The 19666-nt window shown below is 39.3% G+C and carries 17 protein-coding genes and 3 pseudogenes; 7 read left to right on the top strand and 13 right to left on the bottom strand.

What is annotated here, in order from left to right; translation table 11 throughout:
- The 6 genes and pseudogenes from JCM9152_RS21450 to JCM9152_RS13185 form a co-directional block, all read right to left on the bottom strand.
- Nucleotides 1-757, bottom strand: a pseudogene (locus tag JCM9152_RS21450) (glycosyltransferase family 2 protein); the annotation flags it as partial.
- A gap of 744 nt (nucleotides 758-1501) precedes the next feature.
- Nucleotides 1502-3034: an ABC transporter ATP-binding protein gene (locus JCM9152_RS13205; RefSeq protein WP_035345074.1), complete on the bottom strand. Its 1533-nt coding sequence runs from the start codon at nucleotides 3032-3034 to the stop codon at nucleotides 1502-1504.
- A gap of 11 nt (nucleotides 3035-3045) precedes the next feature.
- Nucleotides 3046-3822 carry an ABC transporter permease gene (locus tag JCM9152_RS13200; protein WP_035345072.1) on the bottom strand — a complete coding sequence of 259 codons (777 nt, stop codon included), beginning with the start codon at nucleotides 3820-3822 and terminating at the stop codon, nucleotides 3046-3048.
- Between the two features lie 67 nt (nucleotides 3823-3889).
- Nucleotides 3890-4660: a glycosyltransferase family 2 protein gene (locus tag JCM9152_RS13195; protein ID WP_035345069.1), complete on the bottom strand. Its 771-nt coding sequence runs from the start codon at nucleotides 4658-4660 to the stop codon at nucleotides 3890-3892.
- 15 nt (nucleotides 4661-4675) lie between these two features.
- Entirely contained in the window at nucleotides 4676-5803 is a 1128-nt protein-coding gene (locus JCM9152_RS13190; RefSeq protein ID WP_035345114.1) for a glycosyltransferase, read from the bottom strand.
- A gap of 18 nt (nucleotides 5804-5821) precedes the next feature.
- On the bottom strand, nucleotides 5822-6940 hold the full coding sequence (locus JCM9152_RS13185; protein WP_035345112.1) for a glycosyltransferase: 1119 nt from the start codon (nucleotides 6938-6940) through the stop codon (nucleotides 5822-5824).
- 320 nt (nucleotides 6941-7260) lie between these two features.
- On the opposite strand from JCM9152_RS13185, the pseudogene galU reads away from it, so the two are divergent.
- A pseudogene (gene galU / locus JCM9152_RS13180) lies at nucleotides 7261-8144 on the top strand (UTP--glucose-1-phosphate uridylyltransferase GalU).
- Nucleotides 8145-8217: 73 nt separating this feature from the next.
- Here the strand turns inward: galU and galE are convergent.
- On the bottom strand, nucleotides 8218-9231 hold the full coding sequence (gene galE, locus JCM9152_RS13175) for a UDP-glucose 4-epimerase GalE (protein WP_035345067.1): 1014 nt from the start codon (nucleotides 9229-9231) through the stop codon (nucleotides 8218-8220).
- A 181-nt stretch (nucleotides 9232-9412) separates the two neighbouring features.
- Between galE and JCM9152_RS13170 the strand changes: the two genes are divergently transcribed.
- The 3 genes and pseudogenes from JCM9152_RS13170 (at nucleotide 9413) to sigZ (ending at nucleotide 13245) form a co-directional block, all read left to right on the top strand.
- Nucleotides 9413-11278 (top strand): InlB B-repeat-containing protein, encoded by a 1866-nt coding sequence (locus JCM9152_RS13170; protein WP_035345065.1) that lies wholly within the window; start codon nucleotides 9413-9415, stop codon nucleotides 11276-11278.
- 44 nt (nucleotides 11279-11322) lie between these two features.
- Nucleotides 11323-12150, top strand: coding sequence for an SGNH/GDSL hydrolase family protein (locus tag JCM9152_RS21440; RefSeq protein WP_148296505.1), 828 nt, complete (start codon nucleotides 11323-11325; stop codon nucleotides 12148-12150).
- A gap of 517 nt (nucleotides 12151-12667) precedes the next feature.
- Nucleotides 12668-13245, top strand: a pseudogene (gene sigZ, locus JCM9152_RS24305) (RNA polymerase sigma factor SigZ).
- Nucleotides 13246-13926: 681 nt separating this feature from the next.
- Here the strand turns inward: sigZ and JCM9152_RS13155 are convergent.
- Nucleotides 13927-14181 (bottom strand): hypothetical protein, encoded by a 255-nt coding sequence (locus tag JCM9152_RS13155; RefSeq protein WP_035345063.1) that lies wholly within the window; start codon nucleotides 14179-14181, stop codon nucleotides 13927-13929.
- A 241-nt stretch (nucleotides 14182-14422) separates the two neighbouring features.
- Here JCM9152_RS13155 and JCM9152_RS13150 point away from each other — a divergent pair, with 241 nt between their 5' ends.
- Complete coding sequence (locus JCM9152_RS13150) at nucleotides 14423-15742, top strand: Na+/H+ antiporter family protein (RefSeq protein ID WP_035345060.1); 1320 nt, start codon at nucleotides 14423-14425, stop codon at nucleotides 15740-15742.
- Nucleotides 15743-15846: 104 nt separating this feature from the next.
- On the opposite strand, the gene JCM9152_RS22670 is transcribed toward JCM9152_RS13150, so the two are convergent.
- The 4 genes from JCM9152_RS22670 to JCM9152_RS13135 all read right to left on the bottom strand — a co-directional run bounded on the left by JCM9152_RS22670 (nucleotide 15847) and on the right by JCM9152_RS13135 (nucleotide 17663).
- Entirely contained in the window at nucleotides 15847-16005 is a 159-nt protein-coding gene (locus JCM9152_RS22670; RefSeq protein ID WP_156314997.1) for a hypothetical protein, read from the bottom strand.
- Nucleotides 16006-16052: 47 nt separating this feature from the next.
- Nucleotides 16053-16364 carry a hypothetical protein gene (locus tag JCM9152_RS13145; RefSeq protein WP_035345057.1) on the bottom strand — a complete coding sequence of 104 codons (312 nt, stop codon included), beginning with the start codon at nucleotides 16362-16364 and terminating at the stop codon, nucleotides 16053-16055.
- A gap of 75 nt (nucleotides 16365-16439) precedes the next feature.
- Nucleotides 16440-17156, bottom strand: coding sequence for a YebC/PmpR family DNA-binding transcriptional regulator (locus tag JCM9152_RS13140; protein WP_035345054.1), 717 nt, complete (start codon nucleotides 17154-17156; stop codon nucleotides 16440-16442).
- An 81-nt stretch (nucleotides 17157-17237) separates the two neighbouring features.
- On the bottom strand, nucleotides 17238-17663 hold the full coding sequence (locus JCM9152_RS13135; RefSeq protein ID WP_035345052.1) for a hypothetical protein: 426 nt from the start codon (nucleotides 17661-17663) through the stop codon (nucleotides 17238-17240).
- Nucleotides 17664-18047: 384 nt separating this feature from the next.
- Here JCM9152_RS13135 and JCM9152_RS23745 point away from each other — a divergent pair, with 384 nt between their 5' ends.
- On the top strand, nucleotides 18048-18176 hold the full coding sequence (locus tag JCM9152_RS23745; RefSeq protein ID WP_268870734.1) for a hypothetical protein: 129 nt from the start codon (nucleotides 18048-18050) through the stop codon (nucleotides 18174-18176).
- A gap of 75 nt (nucleotides 18177-18251) precedes the next feature.
- Here JCM9152_RS23745 and JCM9152_RS13130 read toward each other — a convergent pair whose 3' ends face one another.
- Nucleotides 18252-18866, bottom strand: coding sequence for a zinc ribbon domain-containing protein (locus JCM9152_RS13130; RefSeq protein ID WP_035345049.1), 615 nt, complete (start codon nucleotides 18864-18866; stop codon nucleotides 18252-18254).
- A 154-nt stretch (nucleotides 18867-19020) separates the two neighbouring features.
- On the opposite strand from JCM9152_RS13130, the gene gloA2 reads away from it, so the two are divergent.
- Nucleotides 19021-19407, top strand: coding sequence for an SMU1112c/YaeR family gloxylase I-like metalloprotein (gene gloA2, locus JCM9152_RS13125; RefSeq protein ID WP_035345046.1), 387 nt, complete (start codon nucleotides 19021-19023; stop codon nucleotides 19405-19407).
- Nucleotides 19408-19666 lie beyond the last annotated feature (259 nt).

The following is a 19666-nucleotide window of genomic DNA, read 5'->3' as shown; positions in this document are numbered from 1 at the left end:
AAGCGGAACTCTGATGCAATGATGACATCAAAATGCCGTCTCCCATTAGGCTTGTCCTCCCGTTTAGGCCACATTGGCTCCGGTACCGGGAATGGTCGCTCCTCTTGTGGAAATGGATAATATAACGTCTTTCCACTTTTGTGATACGTTTCATGAGCATCTTTATATTCTTTTCTCGCTCCCATAAAGTAACCAGGAAAACCAAAAGCTGAGTTTCCTGTTAATGAATCCTCCGTTTGACGTTGGAAGGAGAGCGGAGCCGTATCCAAAGAGACAACAGATCGTTCACCAAATGTCCATTTAACTCTTTTGACAAACTCAGAATCACCTGCAAAGCGAACACTATCCCAAAAGCCTATCTTCTCTATTACTTCTTTTCGTCTAAACATAAAAGATGACATATTGGCAAACGTGTAAACTCCAGGCTTTCCGCGACGATAAAAAGTCAATTGATTCGTTGTTCTGGCTTGGTTAGAAAAGTTAGCCATAACCGATCGATTTGCTTCTAAATGTTTGACTTGAATTTCAATTTTTTCAGGGTGAGACCAATCATCAGCATCATTAATCGTGACATAGTCACCAGTCGCCATTTGCAAAGCGACATTACGAGCTACATATGCTCCCCCATTAGTGGGGTTGATAAATATTTTACACGGTGATCTTGATTAGCATATTGCAATATAACTTCCTTTGTATGATCCGTGCTACAATCATCAACCACTAGTATTTCCAGGTTGTTCCATGTTTGTTTTACCATCGCTTCAATTGCTGTTCCTACTGTTTCAGCAGAGTTATAAGCTGGTATAATTACGGACACTTTTGCACTTTGATGGTTATCTTTGCTTTTGGCAGTTCCAATTAAACGATCGTACATTGTTTGATCATAGTCAGTCGTAAATAAGATAGGAGAAACGTGATAAGCCCGATACATCTCATTTAATAAATTCACCTTCTCTTCAGCGCTATGAATCAAACTTGCAAGGCCTAAATAGAGGTCAACATGTTTAGAGTGTTTGAGCTCATTTCGTAGCAAATTAGCTGCTTGTTCAACCTGTCCTAAACGCGCATAGCACTCTGCCTGTAAGACTTTGGCTCGGCGAATAGTACTCGAATCCTTCTCACCTTCTAATGCAATTTCAAGATAATAAAGACTTTGCTCTGCACCACGCTTGCTATATTGATTAACATACCAAACGGCTAGCTCCCAAGCAGCATACTGCCTTAGCACCCCACTTTCCGCAGCAAATGCTTTAAGATCCTCAATAGATCTATCTCTAAATCCTAATTCATACAGACGATACTTCATTCGTTCAATCTTCCGAATTTGCGTACGCTTTTTTCCTGGATTCATGATTTTTTTAAGCTTTTCCTTTTGCTTCTCAGTAAGTATGCTCGCCATCTTTTCTTTTTGAGTCGTACTCAAGAATTGATATAAAAACCAATCAACCGACGCTATGAGGCTTCGTTTCATTACTCGTAACACAGTTTACCACCGCCGTCATTATCCTTTGTTTTGTACCGTTTCACGTTTTTTCTTAATACTTTCTTGATAAAATTCCACCGCTTGTTCAGGATCTCCATCAAAACGAATCTGTCCTTTTTCCATCCAAATAGCTCTTGTGCACAATTGCTTCGTCAATGTCATACTATGTGTAACGATAATAACCGCCTTCGCTTGTTCCATCATTTCTTGAATTCGTTCACTAGCCTTTTGCTGAAAAGCAATATCTCCAGTTGAAAGTGCTTCATCAATAATGAAAATATCTGGTTGAAGGGTTGCTGCAATACTAAAACCAAGACGAGCTTTCATACCACTTGAATAGTTCTTAACCGGCTTGTCAATTGATTTTTCTAGACCAGAAAATTGGACAATTTCCGGAAAATCCTTTTCAACCTTTGCTTGGTCTATTCCAAGGAGCATACCATTCAAATAAATATTATCGGTTCCCGTTAATTGCTCATTAAACCCTGCACCATAGCTTAATAAAGAAGTTGTTTCACCATTTAATTGTAACGTCCCTTCTTCAGGACGCAATATACCTGTCAAGACTTTAGTCAATGTGCTTTTCCCTGCGCCGTTATGACCTATGATCCCAACAACTTCCCCTTCTTTAATTTCAAAGCTAATGTTTCTTAATGCCCAAAAGGGTTGTTTATTTAATTCAAAAGAAACAGCCACATTATCCGCTTTTACAATAGCTTGATCTTGAATCCTCGAAACGGTTTTTTCTAATTCTAGCTTCTCTTTCTTTCGTCTCTTCCTTGCTGGTATAGACAGTTTGTATTGTTTTATAATCTCAGCAGGATCACCTATTCCCCTAATGACACCTTTATCTAGCCATATTAAACGATCACAATTCCTTTTTGCATATTTCAAACTATGTGTAACTAAAATAACCATTTTCGCTTTTTGTACAAGTTCTCTCATCTTTTGTGCTGCTTTCTGACTAAACTCTCGGTCTCCAGTGTTTAAAGCTTCGTCTAAAATTAAAACCTCAGGCTCCATATGAGCTGCCACACTAAAGCCTAATCTTGCCTTCATTCCACTCGAATAATACTTCATCGGCTGATCTAGGAAGTTTCCTAAATCTGAAAACTGATGAATATCATCAATATACTCAGTTATTTTATCCTTCTCGATTCCAAGCATCATCCCGTTTAAATACACATTTTCTCTACCCGTTAACTCTTTCTTAAATCCCATTCCTAAAGAAAACAGCGCAGTTACTTTCCCAGCTACATGAATTGAACCTTCGTCCGGCTGCAAAATACCCGAAATTAATTTACACAACGTCGTCTTCCCTGATCCATTTGATCCAATAATCCCTAATACTTCACCTTTATATCCTTGAAAATCAATATGCTTCATCGGCCAAGCATATTTTGCTTGCCCTTCTACCTGTTTTCCCTTAAATAAATCGATCATTTTTGATTTATAATCATCTCGTTTACCAACAGGAAAACATACTCCCAGATTATCAGCTTGAACAACCACTTCACGATTCTGGTCAGGTAACATGTTATCTTTACACATGATGAACTCCTTTACAACGCCTTAATAATTTTGTGTTCGTTTCGACTATAATAGTTAAGCATCCCAACACTTACGAGTGCTGATACAAAAGCAATGACCGCAAGACCTATTAAGTTAGGAGTGGCTTGATACATTAATACATCACGATAACTATTTACTAGAATCGCAACCGGATTAATATCAACAACCCAACTATACTTATCAGGTAATCGATCGCCCATCCAAATTATCGGTGATGCATAAAATAGAACTCTTGTCACATGAGTAAGAACATAATCAATATCACGAATAAAGACATTAAAATACGCCAACATTAATCCTATAGCAATTAAAAAGATTAACTGTACAGCAACGATCAGTGGTAAATATACAACTTGCCATCCTGGTATTATTCCATTTAAAGCTAAGAAAATAGCAATAACCACTAAGCCAAAAGCGAAATTAAACAACTGTGATATTGTAAAAGCAAATGGGAAAATCGATTTAGGTAAATAAACTTGATTAATGATGGATGCATATTTTGTAATTGACTTAGCTGAAGAATTAACTGTCGTACTAATCCAGCGCCAAGATATTAAACCAATGGCTAAATATACTAAGTAATTTTCACCTGTTCTACCTAAAATAATAGAAACGAGAAAAAAATAGACTGCAACATTTAACAACGGGTCTAATAACCACCAAAAATAGCCTAAATAGCTATTTCGATGTTCAGCTTTCAAACCTGATTTCACCAAATAAATTAATAGGTCTTTTCGTTTTATAATTTCATTTATATAATTTCTCATTCTCTTTAACTACACCGCCTACATTTATTTCAGACTGTTTCTTTTTTTAGTTATTCCTCCAATACCCTCACCTAGCATACTTCACCAACTTAAACACCACATAATGACTAAAATACCACAAGCTTTTGACAAGATTTAACCCTTCGATTTCGCGGTACACACGCCAGTTTTGCTTAGCCATTTTCACCTTATTGCTTGAAACAGATTGCCGACCTACTCGGTACAAAGCCAATGGCTCCTTTAGGCCGTATGCCGTAAAGCCTCGCTTACAAATGTGTAGCCAGAGGACGTAGTCTTGGCGCGAGCGGATATTGACCATTTCAACGGCTCCGACCTTTTCTTTATCAAGCATAACCGTTAGACAGCCAATCACATTATGCTTCAATAAATCCTTGTATGTCGCTTCGTCCGGCACATCCTCTAGCTTACCTGTAACGTTCCCTTCCAGATCCATCACACGATATTGAGTGAAGGAAAAAGCGAGGTCACGCTCTTGCATAAATTGAAGCTGCCTCTCTAGCTTATTCGGAAGCCACATATCATCACTATCTAAAAAAGCAAGGTAGCGACCACTTGCTGCTGCAATGGCAGTATTACGTGTAATAGCTGGGCCACTGTTTTGCGCTAATTGAATATAACGAATTCGTGGATCACGACGTGTATACGCTTGTACGATTTGAGCTGTATCATCGGTTGAACAATCATCTACAATTAGCATCTCCCAGCTTTCATACGTTTGCTCTATAACTGATTCAATTGTATCAGCAATATAAGCTTGTGCATTGTATGCCGGGGTAATAATCGAAACGTTGGCTTGTTTTTTAATCAGCCTAGTCATGACGCCCCTTCCTTTCTATTGATGAGAAGGGATTAGCTTATGATACCAAGCAACTAGCCTCTCTTCTTCCTTCTCCCAATTTAATTCGTTTACTACAGCCTGTCGACCATTTTCACCCATTTTTCTCGCTTCTTCACGATTTGTTCGTAAATATTCAATCGCATCATAAACGGCCTTCTGATCATGAGGGTCAACGGCTATGCCGCATTGGTGCTTATCGACGAACGCCTTCCACACTGGAAAGTCCGAACACAAAATAGGCAGCCCATGACTCATGTATTCAAAGAACTTCGTGAGCTCCTTGCGCATATAATGAGGATCATAAGGAAAAAGCGCAATTCCAGCCAACCATTGCTTTTCCAAATAGGCTTGGTCAATTTCGTCCTTTGGCACATATCGTTCTATCCCTTCAATGATAATGTGCTCTTGTTTACCTTTAGCTTCGACATACATTTGCTCAGCTAAACCTTTTGCACACTTCCCATAGAAACGGATGGTCACATCAGGATGAAAAAGTGGAATTCGTGCTTGTGTCAGTGCTCCTCTCGTTTCAGAAAGGTTCCCTGTATAGATTAGCTCATCACTAGCTTCATTTGTCTTTCGCTCTGCTTGAATTGCCCCTTGATCAAGGATCGGATAATTTAATAGACAAATGCCTCGCTCATATTTTTCTTGATAATATTTTTCAGCTAAACAGAGCTCAAGCTTTCTCAAGAAGAACGATTCCATTAATCGGTACGCCTTCGCGAACACCTTTTGTACGGGCTTTGGTAAATAATCCTTTTGCAAAATGCTCGTTTCATAGTCCTCATGAATATCGTAAATCACGACATTGGATTTCTTCTTCAGCAGCCAAGCAACTGGAATCAATTCAGGGTCATGAATCGTATAAACATCTGCTTGAAGCTTCTTTGCTTTTCGATACGCTTCAAACGTTGAAAGCAGCATTCGTTTGAGCCGCCTGCTTCTCTTTTGTAATGATTGAATACGAATATCACTTGCGCCGATTACCTCTTCTCCATTTGGAGCAATTAATGTGACATCGTAGCCTGCTTTTTGCAACGATTGACACTGTTTATAATAAATTCTTGGATCTAGAGGATGATGAACGGTCGTTATATGTACGACCTTTCGCTTTTTCATCAATGTAAATCACACCCTTTAACGCTTTAACGTTTGTAGAAATAACGCTTCATATTGAGCAACAATCTTATTAGCGTCAAAATGAGCCGCCCGTTCCAGTCCATTACGAGACACCTGTTCACTCTTTTCCTTATTATATGAAAGTACTTTTTCCATCTTATTCGCTACATCGCTTGCATGACCGACTTCACATAACTCGCCATATTTCCCATTATCCAACACCTCTCTTGGCCCTGAATGACAATCTGTCGCTACGACAGGTGTCCCTGTAGCAAGCGCTTCTGCAATAACATGACTAAACCCCTCATGAATCGAGGTCAACACAAATAAGTCTGCCTTGGCAAAATATTGATAAGGATTCGCTTGGAAGCCTAAGAAATGAATACGGTTAGCAATCCCCAATTCGACACCGAGAGAGATTAAGCTCTCTTTTAAAGGCCCTTCTCCTAATAAAATGAGTTGGCTTTTCACTTTTTGATTTAATTCGTAAAACGCGCGTATAAGGGTTTCTTGATCCTTTTGCTTCACTAAGCGTCCTGCTGTTACAATAACCTTATCTTCCGTATCAAATAATGCTTGATGAATAGGGTCCATATCTTCTTGATTCCGTTTTTGTTCAATTAATCGCAAATCTACCGGATTATAAATAACCTTAATCTCTTCAGGCTTCACTTTGTACCGCTTCACTAAATTCGCCTTCACCCCTTCGGACAGTGACACAATTTGGTGAGCGAGTTTATAAACAAGACCAAAGCCAAGCAGCTGCATATTTTCTTTAAAGCTTCCCCCTAAATTATCCGCTTCTCGAATAACATTTTTAGCACCTGTCCTTGATAACCGATTAGCAAGTATCGCAATCGTATTCACTCGAGGGATCGTACTAAACACGAGATCTATTTGTTCCGTTTGTATAATCTCCTTAAGTCGTCCAACAGACCGACTTAAGCGTGCTGTTTCTAATTTAATAAACGTCACATCTTCCTTTAATTCACTCTCATAAGACCCATTCATATTAAGGGTCACTAAATAAGGGGCAAAGCGTTCACGATCAACATTATTCATAATATTTAATAACGTCCTCGCCGCTCCTCCTCCACCCATTTGGTAAATAAAAAAGAGGATTTTCACTTTCTTCATCACAAGCTACCGACCTTTCTAATTAACGGTACGTACTTTGCTTATAAACCAATAATCGATTATACCATATTCACTTAAATGAAGTCGCTTTTCTTTTAATCGTTACAAACGATGACACAACATTTTCAATTTTTTTCACAATCGCTACCTATACAAGACTTTTTTAATTCCTTTAATTATCTAATAGTGGTTGCTCATTGATATAGAAAGAGGTTTAATAGAGTTGAAGCAATTCCAACGATTTACATTGTTTGGAATGAAACATTCATTTAATACTTATGATAAAATAGATTGACATTATCTTTAAGAGGTGACCGTTCATGAAAGTTCGTAAAGCCATTATTCCAGCTGCAGGTCTTGGAACACGATTTTTACCTGCTACGAAAGCTCAGCCGAAAGAAATGCTTCCGATCGTCGATAAGCCAACGATTCAATATATTGTGGAAGAAGCAGTAGCTGCCGGTATTGAAGATATTATTATCGTGAGTGGCCGTGGAAAACGAGCTATTGAAGACCATTTTGATAAATCATATGAGCTAGAAGAAACATTAGCTCATAAAGAAAAATACGAGATTCTAGAAGAGGTTCAGTCAATATCCAATATTGCTAACATTCATTACATTCGCCAAAAGGAACCAAAAGGACTTGGGCATGCGATTGCTTGTGCTAGCCGCTTTATCGGCGACGAGCCCTTCGCTGTTCTATTAGGCGATGATATTGTTGAGTCAGATACTCCTTGTTTAAAGCAGCTGATCGATGTATACAATCGTTACCATTCATCTGTTGTCGCGTTCAGCCTGTAGCCGATGAGGACGTTTCAAAATACGGCATTATTGCACCAAAAGGCAATGAAATCGAAGAGCATGTCATTCATGTCGAAACATTAGTCGAAAAGCCTAAACCTGCAGAGGCACCATCGAACTTCGCCATTATGGGACGTTACGTTCTGCGTCCTGAAATATTTGATATTTTAGCGAAGCTTGAGCCCGGTGCGGGGAATGAAATACAATTAACAGATGCGCTCGTTAAGCTTAACCAGCAGCAAGCTGTATTAGCATGTGAATTTATTGGAAAACGTTACGATGTCGGTGATAAGCTCGGATTTATCCAGGCAACCATTGACTTTGCCTTAAACCGTGATGATCTTCGCGATGATGTGTTGAAATACATCGAGAAAAAAGCAAACGAAAACCTTGTAAAGTAGGGCAAAGATTGCAGTAATTAAGACAGCGCCTCAATTGTTGATTCGCTGTCTTTTCTCCATTTTCTCTAACCGACTATTCAGCAAACCCGTTAGGATTCATCCTCTGCCAATACCATGCATCGCGACACATTTCTTCGATTCCCTTTTCAGCTTTCCAATCTAACTGCCGAAATGCTTTTGTCGGATCGGCATAACAAATCGCAATATCTCCTGGACGTCTCTCACTTATGACATATGGTACATTTCGCTCTGAAGCTCGCTCAAAGGCCTGAATCATTTCCAGGACACTATACCCATTCCCTGTCCCCAAATTATACGCATCTATCCCAGTGGATTCGCTTAATTTCTCAAGTGCTTTCACATGCCCTTTAGCTAAATCAACGACATGGATATAATCACGAATGCCTGTCCCATCTTTTGTTGGATAATCATCACCGAATACCGTGAGCTCGTCTAATTTTCCGATTGCTACTTGAGTAATAAAAGGCATTAAATTATTCGGAATTCCATTTGGGTCTTCACCAATAAGTCCACTAGTATGTGCTCCTACGGGGTTGAAATAACGCAGTAGCGCAATCGACCAATCTGGATGAGCACGAAACAAATCACCTAGCATCTGTTCGATAACGAGCTTCGTCCGTCCATAAGGATTTGTTGCTCCGAGTGGCGTCGTTTCAACTAAAGGGACTTCTTCAGATAATCCATATACTGTTGCCGATGAGCTAAATACGAGCTTTTTCACTCCATACTTTTGCATTACTTCGCATAAATAAATCGTTCCTGTCACATTTTGATGATAATAGTGCAAGGGTATTTCAACAGACTCACCAACTGCTTTTAATCCAGCAAAATGGATGACCGCATCAATGCTATATTTTTCAAAAACTGTCTCTAGCTGTTCATAATCCAACAGATCCACCTGCTTAAAGGCACACGTTTTCCCGGTAATTCGCTCTACTCTTCTAATCGCTTCACGATGACTATTAGATAAATTATCTACGACAATGATGTCGTAGCCTTCCTCAAGCAACTCAACGCAAGTATGGCTTCCAATATAACCAGCTCCACCGGTAACAAGAATCATCACTACTCACTCCTTTATCGTAACTATATCATAAGAGAATTTCTTTCAACATCGTTCACTCTTTTTTGCTATGAACTGTTCCTTTATTTGGATGCTTTTATTATAATAAAAATAGTATTCTAGCAATTATTCTAATTATCCTCTAATATTTTAACCTAACAACTAGTAAAAGAAGGTGTTTTCTATGTCTAAGAAAGCTGTCATTTCCATTATCAGCTTTGTTATTATAATTGGTGTCGGGGCCATGCTTTTTTTCCCTTTCGAATCTAGTGGTAAGATTGAAGAATTAGAGCTTGAGGCAAAAAATTCCTTTGACCAAGCTCAGTTCGATGAAAGTATTGAACTGTATAAAGAAATTCTAGCAATCGATCCTTTGCACATCAATGCACGTGTCGGATTAGCCCATAGCTACGTTGGCATCGCTAGACTTGATTTAGCTGAACAAACATTAAAGGCTGGTATTGATCTACAACCAGAAGTATCGATTTTCTATACACATTTAGCCGATTTATACATTAGTCAATCCAACTTAACCGATGCTATTGCCACTCTAGAGCTTGGCATGCAACAAGCAGACAGAGAAGAGTTTCAAGAAACGTACGATCAATTTATGGATCACATTCAAATTCATATTGAACGTCCTTTTATTCAAATTGGACACGAACGCGCTATTGAACTCGTTTGGTCAGACGGGGAAAGCCGCATGATCCCTCTTGAGGCGGAGTGGTCGAGTGAGGATGATGATATTGCTACTATCATTGATGAGGAGGACGACCTCGGTTTACGAGTTGAGGGAACCGACATTGGGGAAACCATCCTTGTTGCCAAATCTGGTTCTATAGAGCGCGAATTAACGATCGAAGTAAAAGAACAAGTTGCCGAAGAAATCGTCTGGGAAAACATCGATGAAACACCTTTACTTGCAATGAACCAAGAGTTAGAGCTTTCGATCGTGGCATATGACAGCAATGATGAAGTCATGGACATTATTCCAGAGTGGGCATTAGAAAAAGAGCTTGGTACACTAGTAGAACACGAAAGCAATACTCAAACGATTCAATTTCTTGCTGAAGAAGAGGGCATTGAAACGATTCACGCAACAGCTGATGGCTTGACCTCCTCTTTGGATGTTCGAATTTCTGGTGACAACCATACGGTGTTAACGAATGTTACAGGAGAAGGGCAAGTAGCGATCTTCCCAGATCAGGACACGTACGAACCAGGAACACTTATTACAATTGAAGCGATTCCTGCTCAAGGCTGGACATTTGCAAGGTGGGAAGGAGACTTGGAAGGCTCTGATACTAAACGAGATATCACCGTAGATGATCATCTCTCCATTATGGCTGTATTCACACGCGAAACAGGTGAATATACATTAGCCTTATCCAAATCAGGCTCTGGTACCGTAACGAAGGACCAACCCGGCTCGACATTTTCAGCTAACGAAACCGTTACGTTACAAGCGACACCTGATTCAGGCTGGGAATTCGTTCGATGGACAGGCACAAAGGAAAGTACACAACCATCCTTTACCATTACGATGAATGAAGATACATCATTACGAGCTATTTTCAGAGAAATCCAACCATCATCAGGTGGACAAAGTAGCACTAATACGAATTCGGGGTCTAGCTCAGGCGCCAATTCAGACTCAGGCACAAGTACACCTTCTAACAACAATAATAGTAGCAATAACGGTTCATCAAGCCCGCCTCCATCAGCAGAGGAGAAGCCACCGGCGAATAATGATGACAACAGAGAGGCAGAGAAGGAAGAACCAAAACCAGAGAAAGTTCAACTGACTGTATCTCGTAGAGGAAATGGGATAGTCCTATCCAATCGTACTCAACACGAAATAGAAAAGGGAACTTCAATTACACTTGAAGCACGTCCTAATAGTGGATGGGAGTTTAGTCATTGGGAAGGACATGCATCAGGTTCACGAAAGACTCTTACAGTCACAATGGATCAATCGAAATCAATTACAGCAGTCTTTATAGAAATCCAGAATGGAGAAGAGGAACAACAAGAAACCGAGGATGACTAAAATCATCATAATCTTTGAAATTAAAGAAGGGCGGAAAATTTGTTTTGAAAACGACGTTATTTATTAGCACGATCGTGTTAGCCATCATCTTAATTATCGGAGGACATTACTATTATCAACAGAAGCTTCAAACGATAGCCGATGACGCCAATCAGACAGATGTAGATGTGAGCGAAGAAGAAATGCGTGATAACGAGCAACCAAGTGATGAGGATGAAGCATTAGACAATGACGATTCATCCGAGGGGGCAAACGATCAGCCAACACCTACCTCAGCTAGTGGGAAACTTAGCGAATGGATTAATCAATATGGTGCAGATGGTACATTAAATATAGCCGTATTAGGCTCCACATCGATTACACTTGATAACGCAGAGGACTCTTGGCCGAACTTACTAGCTGCTTCCTTACAAAGCAGCGCTGAGGATGTTCAGCTAACGATGAACATTGTTGATGTAGACCGCTTGAATACATTTGAAGTAGCTGAAAGTGATCATATTGATGAAGTGAATAATCTCCAACCAGATGTTCTCCTGATTGAGCCATTTTTATTAAATGACAATGGGTTGTTAATGAAAGAGGACTCAATTGAAATGCTAGGAAGAATATTATCTTCTTTTGAAGTAGGATTAGAAGAGACCGAAATCATTTTAATGCCTGGAAATCCGCTCTATGGTGCTGAATATTATTTACAACAAAACGAGGCATTGGAACAATTCGCTGAGCAAGAGGGTTATTTGTTTGTTGATCATTGGTTCGCTTGGCCAGCAACTGACGATCCTGATTTACAAAATTATATTGATAGTGCTCGCCCGAATGAGCAAGGCCATCAACTATGGGCCGAAGCGTTATATGAGTTGCTTACTAATTAAAGGGAACCTACTATACGAGGGCACTGAAAAAGTACGATTTTCACTTTTTCAGTGCCCTCTAAGTAATGTGCGTGCCGTTGCCCGATTTTGAAAGTCTTGATATGAGTGGTTTATTCATAGCAAGGCGCGCAACGAGCGGAGCCATTACTCTTCTTTCAGTTACTAGAAAGGACTTTTTCAGTGGCTTCTACTATACGAGTATCTAAAAAAGCGCAGAAAAGGTCACACCGGACTCTGCGCTTTCCTTATAATAATATCCCGCTTAATATCTTCACCCATCCAAACAATGACAACCACAACGGTAAGCTTAATAATACACCCACAAAATCCCCTTTACAATATAATAATCTTCATGCATAGACCCTCTCCTCCTTTATGAACAAGTATGATCAAGTAGAGAGAGACGTATACAGCATGAAATTATTTTTTATACGTTGCTATGACACATTGCGTCCATTTGCTTTTTTAAACGTCTTTCTTCTTTAGGAACACATATCATTTAAATGGAGGGACTAATATGGATATTGAACGTTTATGGCTACAGTTTCATGAGCCTTTAAAGAAGTTCGTCACCCAACGCGTTTCTGATCAAGCTACTGCAGAAGACATCATACAAGAAGTATTTATAAAGATCACAGCTCATATAAACACCGTGAAAGACGAGGAAAGGATACTCCCTTGGATATATAAAATAACAAGAAATACGATTATTGATTACTATAGAAAGCAAAAGCCGTCAACTAAATTGCCAGATAAATTGAGGCACTTGATATATCGACAGATCCTAACTTCAATTCTGAACTTGCCATGTGCATCACGCCTATGATCAATCAGCTACCAGCTATATACAAAGAAGCTATTAAGCTGACACAACTAGATGGAATGAGTCAAAAAAAATTAAGTGAACACTTAGGCCTTTCGTTCTCAGGGGCAAAATCGAGAGTACAAAGAGGGAAAAAGAATTTAAAAACGCTCTTAACCAATTGCTGCCATATTGAATCAGACCGATATGGCAACATTATTGAGTACAGCCAAAATAAAACCAATGCACCTAGTTATTGTCGTAATCATAAATGTAATGATAACTACTTATAAAGGGTTTTCTCATAGGAACACACGACCTGTGTCCATACAATGAAATACACACTGCATCTTTTTTATTTATCAATTGTCTTCTATCATGCAATCCATTATTCCAATGATTGGAGGTGACAATATGAGTAAAAGTTGTGAGTGCAACTGCAAGTGTGAATGCAAGTGCATGTCAACCGACTCTACGTGTGACATAGAGGGAGGGCACTGAAAAAGTTTGGTTTTTAACTTTTTTGGTGCCCTTTAAGCAACGAGTGAAGCCATCGCTAATCAAATGAAAGGTACTGAAAAAGTCGATTTGTCCTTTTTCAGTGGCCTCACATAGAGGATGAGCCAAGAGCCGTACAGGCAAAGTAACTCAAAGCAGAGTAATGGAACGAATCTGTGACAGCCACTTATTTAAAGAGTAGAGGCTGGGACAAAACAAAAGTGTTTAGCTGAGAATCCGAACATTTAGACAACGTAACGGATGAAATATACGTAGACTCCTGCGGAATGAAAAGCAAAGGTGAGACCCCACAGTGCGTAGCACGAGGAGGCTCACCAGCTTCCCGCGGAAAGCGAAGTATATTTCAGGAGCGGTGAATGTGCTCCACTCTTGATTTGTTCGGCTTCTCATTTCTTAAAATACTTTTATCCCAGCCTCCTCCTTTTAATTAAAGTAAATAAAGTTAAGTGTATTTCTTACAGCACACAGGGAATCTTCTGTTCACATAAATCAATCATTTCAGCTAAAAAGTCCGGCTTCTCTAGCTGAGTCCACGGAACTTCAAGCCCTCTACCAGGAGCATGAGCCTTACCATAATGTTGATCGTCTTCAGTTGTTGAAATGTATATGTCCCAGCTCCAGCGTTCCGTTTGATGCTTTTTAGGGTTAATATCAATTTCAGCTAAATAATATTTATTTACTCTAGCATTGTTTTCAACGACTCTTTCCATCATTGCACTCTCCTTTTTTCTTTTTAATTTGATCAGCCAGTTCATTATGATTATGTATAATGTACGACGACTATGACAGATTGTCCTCCTTTTCGTAAGGAAATCTTACGCTTTTTTCTATATAAGCTCGAAACCTTACATTGGATTATAGATTGACATTATTCTAGAAAAATGATAGTTTGATAAAGACTTTCACATATTAGCGATTTATCAAACTAAAGGGTTTTGGAGATGATACACCATGAATGCTGTCTTAATAGCTGTTTTAATTATGCTTATTCTTAGTTTATCCAAAGTGCACGTTGTTCTTGCATTAGCGATTGGTGCACTTGTTGGTGGTCTTGTTGGCGGTTTAGGCTTCGAGCACACAATGGCTACCTTTAATGAAGGGTTAGGCGGAGGAGCTTCTGTTGCATTAAGCTACGCATTGCTAGGTGCTTTCGCTGTCGCCGTTGCCCGAACCGGCTTACCTGACGTCATGGTCAAGTTCGTCCTCCGCTTAGTCGGAACAAAGAATGATTCGCGAAAAGCTGCATTATCAAAGGCACTGATTTTTTTCTTATTAACCATTGTCGCCTGTTGTTCGCAAAATGCTGTCCCGATTCATATTGCCTTTATTCCGATTCTTATTCCACCTATTTTACAAATTCTAAATGAATTAGGAGTGGACCGACGTGCAATAGCTACCATTTTAACGTTCGGATTAACAGCTCCTTATATTTTCTTACCATATGGCTTTGGTGCAATCTTCCACGGAATTATTGCCGACAATATGAATGAAAATCAATTAACGATTGCCTTATCAGACGTTCCAACTGCGATGCTGTTACCAACGATCGGTCTTGTCATCGGTTTACTCATCGCCGTCCTTTTCACTTACCGAAAAAAGAGAACCTATGAGAACAAGCCGGTGATAGGCGCATCTGAAACAAACGAAGACTATACAAAGCGGTCTGTCATTTCAGCGGCTGCTGCCATTTTTATTACTTTGATCGTTCAAACCGTCTTTGAATCGATGATTGCTGCTGCATTATCAGGGTTAATCGTCTTATTTGCTACACGCTCTTTGAAATGGAAAGAAGCGGACGGAGTGGTCACAGAAGGAATGAAAATGATGGCTTTCATTGGCTTTGTTATGTTAACAGCTTCTGGTTTTGCTGCTGTTATTCGTGAAACTGGTCACGTTGATTTACTTGTCACACAAGCTACGAATATGATCGGCGACAATCGAGCTGCAGCTGCTCTTCTCATGCTAATTATTGGTTTGTTCATCACAATGGGCATTGGTTCATCTTTTGCAACTATCCCAATTATCGCAACACTGTTCGTCCCATTAGGGGTAGCTGCTGGCTTTTCACCATTAGCGATTATTGCCTTAATCGGAACAGCTGGCGCACTAGGTGATGCTGGAGCTCCTGCATCTGACAGTACACTCGGACCAACAGCTGGTTTAAATGCTGATGGTCAGCATAATCATATTTGGGATACATGCGTCCCAACCTTCTTACACTTTAATATCCCACTGCTATTATTTGGTTGGCTCGCAGCAATGATGTTATAAGGAAGACTTACACTCCTATCCTTGCATTTTTATCGTTCCCTCACTTTATACAAAAACAAGCACAGCCGATATTATCGCTCACTGTGCTTGTTTCGTTTTTACTGTTATTCAACTGTTAACGTCGTTGATACTTCAATTTCAAACGTATCTCCTTGCTCAAGCTCAATCGACACACCTTCATTTGAAACGATGTTTTCATACTTGGTCGCACCGTCTGGACCTCTGATGCTTAGTAAGCCTTCCGCACCATCAGCTTGAGCCAAATAGTTACCACCCGGTAAGTCCGCACCAATAATATAATAACCTTGATCTAGCGTAATCGACCGTCAATCCCTTCGACAGTCTCCTCAGCAGTCTCTTCTTCTTGTCCACCTTCACCATTATCGCCATTTGTATCTGATTCCTCATTCGAATCAGAATCACCTTCTGCTTCTTCTAGTTCTTGGCGAAGTTGCTCAACCTCTTCTACTAGCTGTTCGTATTCAAGTTCCTTTTCTTCGATTTTCTCAAGTAACTCTTCATACTCAGCCTCTAATTGCTCAATGTCAATATCGTTGTCATCTTGGCTACAACCTACCACTATAAAAGATACAAATAACAATGTAAAAATCCACTTTTTCATCGGTATCACTCCTCGTTGTCTACAATCACTTATTTTTCATAAGCATTTATTATTTTATACCCGTTTTTGCGATTTTTAAGCTAAATCAACATTATGGTACACTTGCTTCACATCTTCCAAATCTTCTAATACATCAATTAACTTCTCTAACTGCACTTGATCATCTGCCGCTAATGACACTTCACTTTGCGGAAGCATCGTTAACTCAGCAACAGTAAACTCTGTAATACCAGCTTGCTTAAAAGCCTCCTGAACAGCATGAAATTGCTCAGGCTCAGCATATACAATGACAGCTTCATCTTCTTCAAACAAATCTCGCACTTCAACATCCGCTTCCATTAAAAGCTCTAACACTTCCTCTTCATTCTTTTGATCGACTCCGATAACAGCTGTCGCATCAAACATATAGGCAACCGAACCACTTACCCCCATGTTCCCACCATTTTTACCGAAAGCAGCACGAACTTCTGATGCAGTCCTATTCACATTATTTGTTAAGGCATCGACAATAATCATCGAGCCATTAGGGCCGAAGCCTTCATAACGAAGCTCATCGTAATTTTCTTCTTCGCCACCTTTCGCCTTTTCAATAGCACGATCAATGATTGCTTTTGGAACATTATACGTTTTCGCACGTTCTAGAACGACCTTTAGCGCTTGGTTCAATTCCGGATCTGGCTCACCTTGTTTGGCAACGACATATATTTCACGTCCAAATTTCGCATAGATTCGACTCGTATTTGCATCCTTGGAAGCTTTCTTTTCCTTAATATTATTCCATTTACGACCCATGCTACCCACTCACCTTCATTTCTTTTGATTCATATTCCCTTCATATTATACCGCACAAATAGACTCTGAATCGAGTGTTATTCAATCGTTCAACAACATTTCTCTCATAACACTCGTGTCTTCCTCTGAGGTTACATAAGCTGTCTCATCGCCAATATAATAAAAAATACTTTTCTCGCCATCCATCCCAATAATGACATGTAATCCATGAGTCGGTAACATTCCATCTACCTCACTATATTCTACTAACAAGTCAAATTCAGGTTGTACATCGGTCATTTTGATCTCATTCTCTTTTCGTGCTGTTTCAATGATATGAATGAGAGCGTCTAGCTCGTCCTGTTCATCAATGAAGAGCATAATCTCTTCGTTAATTCCTCCGAACCCTTCCGATTCAGAAACACCGATTGCAATGACTTCTTCATCTAATAGCGACATAGTTGAACCAGAAGAGAAGCACCCACTTAACAATATAAGGAAACCTACATATAATAGTGATTTCTCCACTTATCGTTCACCTCTTTTGATTACTTTTTCTCAAACTCAAAATAAAATCGTATCTCTTTCATCTAGGACAGAGAATCATAAGTTAATCAAAAAAAGAATACCATACTTAGACGGCGTGATCATATGAAAAATAATCAAAAATGCCATTCAAAACTTGTTCATTATAAAAGGTGCCAATATAATAGTAAAATAGTCCTGTTTTTCTTAAAAAGGATCGATTCCCTTCTTTTTTCCTAGTATACTGCTATATATCATACGAAAGTCTAAATCAGTTCATACAGTTAACACAAATTGACAGGGGCTAAAATTTAGAATTTTGCGCCAGCCGACAAATATAATAGTGTCTTCTCTGTATGGTGAAATAGACTAATGGAGGCTATTATCTTGTATTTAACACCGGAAGAAATTGCGCAACGGAAACAGCGCAAGAAATTTTTAGTAACATATGTAGTTGTACCAATAATTGCGATCGCCATTGGTGTAGGAGTTACATTTCTATCCAGCATGCTCTAACTATCATGAGCTACATAGTAATAAAGAAAACGTCTAGTGATTCCGGTCGGTCAATCACTAGACGTTTTCTTTATATTATTGTTCAATTGCTTGCTGTGCATCCTCGGTGCTCTCTATCTTATTTCTCATAAATGTCCAAACTAGGAAAGAGATTTGGGATAGTACAATGATACTCAATAACGTTAATGGTAGGATAGCTAATACAATAAATCCCATTCGGTCTGCACTTGAAATCATCCCATTAGAAAATACTCTTGTATAATCAATGAACAACATGATAAACGGAATAAATGCAATAACAGATAAAACAATCGTTCCCCAAAGGGCATAGCCTCTAAAACGATCATACAAAAACAGACTGATGAATAAAAGCAATAGCAGCACGACAATTGGCGCAATTAGTGGCACAATCGTATATTCGCCATGTGCAACGATCCTTCGAGCTACAACGTAAATCCACACTAATGATAGTAACATACATACATTAGCAATATACGAGATCACAGACGAATATTCTGATAGTTTAGGAATTCTAGAGGTCGGCCGTAACTCTTCTGCTTGCTCTTCTTCACTCGAGTCCTCCTGCACATTCTCTCCATTAAATAACTCAAGATCTAATCCACAGGAACCACAAAATTTCGCTCCTTCTTCTTTTTTTGCTCCACATGTCGGGCAAAAATTTATGACCATAAGCATAACCTCACATTGTATTAATTTACTACTAGGGCTACTTTTTTCCTTAATTCTATTATACTATATAACAAGGTTAGTTGATGAAATAAGTAGGGAAAAGTGGAAAATAGTAAAAAAGTAGTATGAATATTTAATTAGAGGTGAACCTGTCATGAACTTGAAACACATTCATCATGTAGCCATTATTTGTTCTGATTATCAAAAATCTAAACATTTCTACACAGAAATTCTCAAGCTATCTATTATACAAGAAACTTATCGTGAGGAACGTGATTCCTATAAGCTCGACTTAGCTGTAGGTGAGCTTAATCAAATTGAACTGTTTTCCTTTCCGAACAGCCCTAAACGTCTTAGCTATCCTGAAGCTCAAGGGCTACGCCATCTAGCTTTTTCAGTTCCAAATGTGGAAGAAGCAAAAGCTGAGCTTGAGTCAAACGGAGTTTCAGTTGAGCCTATTCGTTTAGACGAAACAACAGGAAGGCGCTTCACCTTCTTTCCAGACCCAGATGGCTTACCTATTGAGTTGTATGAGCAATGAATGAGTACAGCAAGATAAAAGCAGCCTCACGTTAAAACAGATCAAAATCGACAGGCAGAGTGTACGTCCATCATAAGTCATTTTGACTTCGCTCCTGAGGTGCGGGAAACGGGTAATAAGCCTTCGAGAGTCGTTTCTCAAAGGCTTTTCCATTTACGGTTTGAAGAGCCTAAATTGTTTAACTGAGAAGACGAACATCTAGATACCGTAGCGTAATATATTGCAGGTGCGGATTATTTGACCTGCCATATATTTATTT

This window comes from Halalkalibacter hemicellulosilyticusJCM 9152, from assembly GCF_000513115.1.
Lineage (GTDB): Bacteria > Bacillota > Bacilli > Bacillales > Bacillaceae_D > Halalkalibacter > Halalkalibacter hemicellulosilyticus.
The sequence above is the reverse complement of the archived record's forward strand: the minus strand, read 5'-3'. Positions and strand labels throughout refer to the sequence as shown.

Excerpts from the sequence above, each read along its gene's own strand:
- JCM9152_RS13130 (WP_035345049.1), bottom strand. The coding sequence starts at position 18,866 with ATGGTCATAAATTTTTGCCCGACATGTGGAGCAAAAAAAGAAGAAGGA.
- JCM9152_RS13140 (WP_035345054.1), bottom strand. The coding sequence starts at position 17,156 with ATGGGTCGTAAATGGAATAATATTAAGGAAAAGAAAGCTTCCAAGGAT.
- JCM9152_RS13145 (WP_035345057.1), bottom strand. The coding sequence starts at position 16,364 with ATGAAAAAGTGGATTTTTACATTGTTATTTGTATCTTTTATAGTGGTA.
- JCM9152_RS13205 (WP_035345074.1), bottom strand. The coding sequence starts at position 3,034 with ATGTGTAAAGATAACATGTTACCTGACCAGAATCGTGAAGTGGTTGTT.
- JCM9152_RS13155 (WP_035345063.1), bottom strand. The coding sequence starts at position 14,181 with ATGGAAAGAGTCGTTGAAAACAATGCTAGAGTAAATAAATATTATTTA.
- JCM9152_RS13170 (WP_035345065.1), top strand. The coding sequence starts at position 9,413 with ATGTCTAAGAAAGCTGTCATTTCCATTATCAGCTTTGTTATTATAATT.
- JCM9152_RS13190 (WP_035345114.1), bottom strand. The coding sequence starts at position 5,803 with ATGAAAAAGCGAAAGGTCGTACATATAACGACCGTTCATCATCCTCTA.
- gloA2 (WP_035345046.1), top strand. The coding sequence starts at position 19,021 with ATGAACTTGAAACACATTCATCATGTAGCCATTATTTGTTCTGATTAT.
- JCM9152_RS13150 (WP_035345060.1), top strand. The coding sequence starts at position 14,423 with ATGAATGCTGTCTTAATAGCTGTTTTAATTATGCTTATTCTTAGTTTA.
- JCM9152_RS13185 (WP_035345112.1), bottom strand. The coding sequence starts at position 6,940 with ATGAAGAAAGTGAAAATCCTCTTTTTTATTTACCAAATGGGTGGAGGA.
- JCM9152_RS13200 (WP_035345072.1), bottom strand. The coding sequence starts at position 3,822 with ATGAGAAATTATATAAATGAAATTATAAAACGAAAAGACCTATTAATT.
- JCM9152_RS13195 (WP_035345069.1), bottom strand. The coding sequence starts at position 4,660 with ATGACTAGGCTGATTAAAAAACAAGCCAACGTTTCGATTATTACCCCG.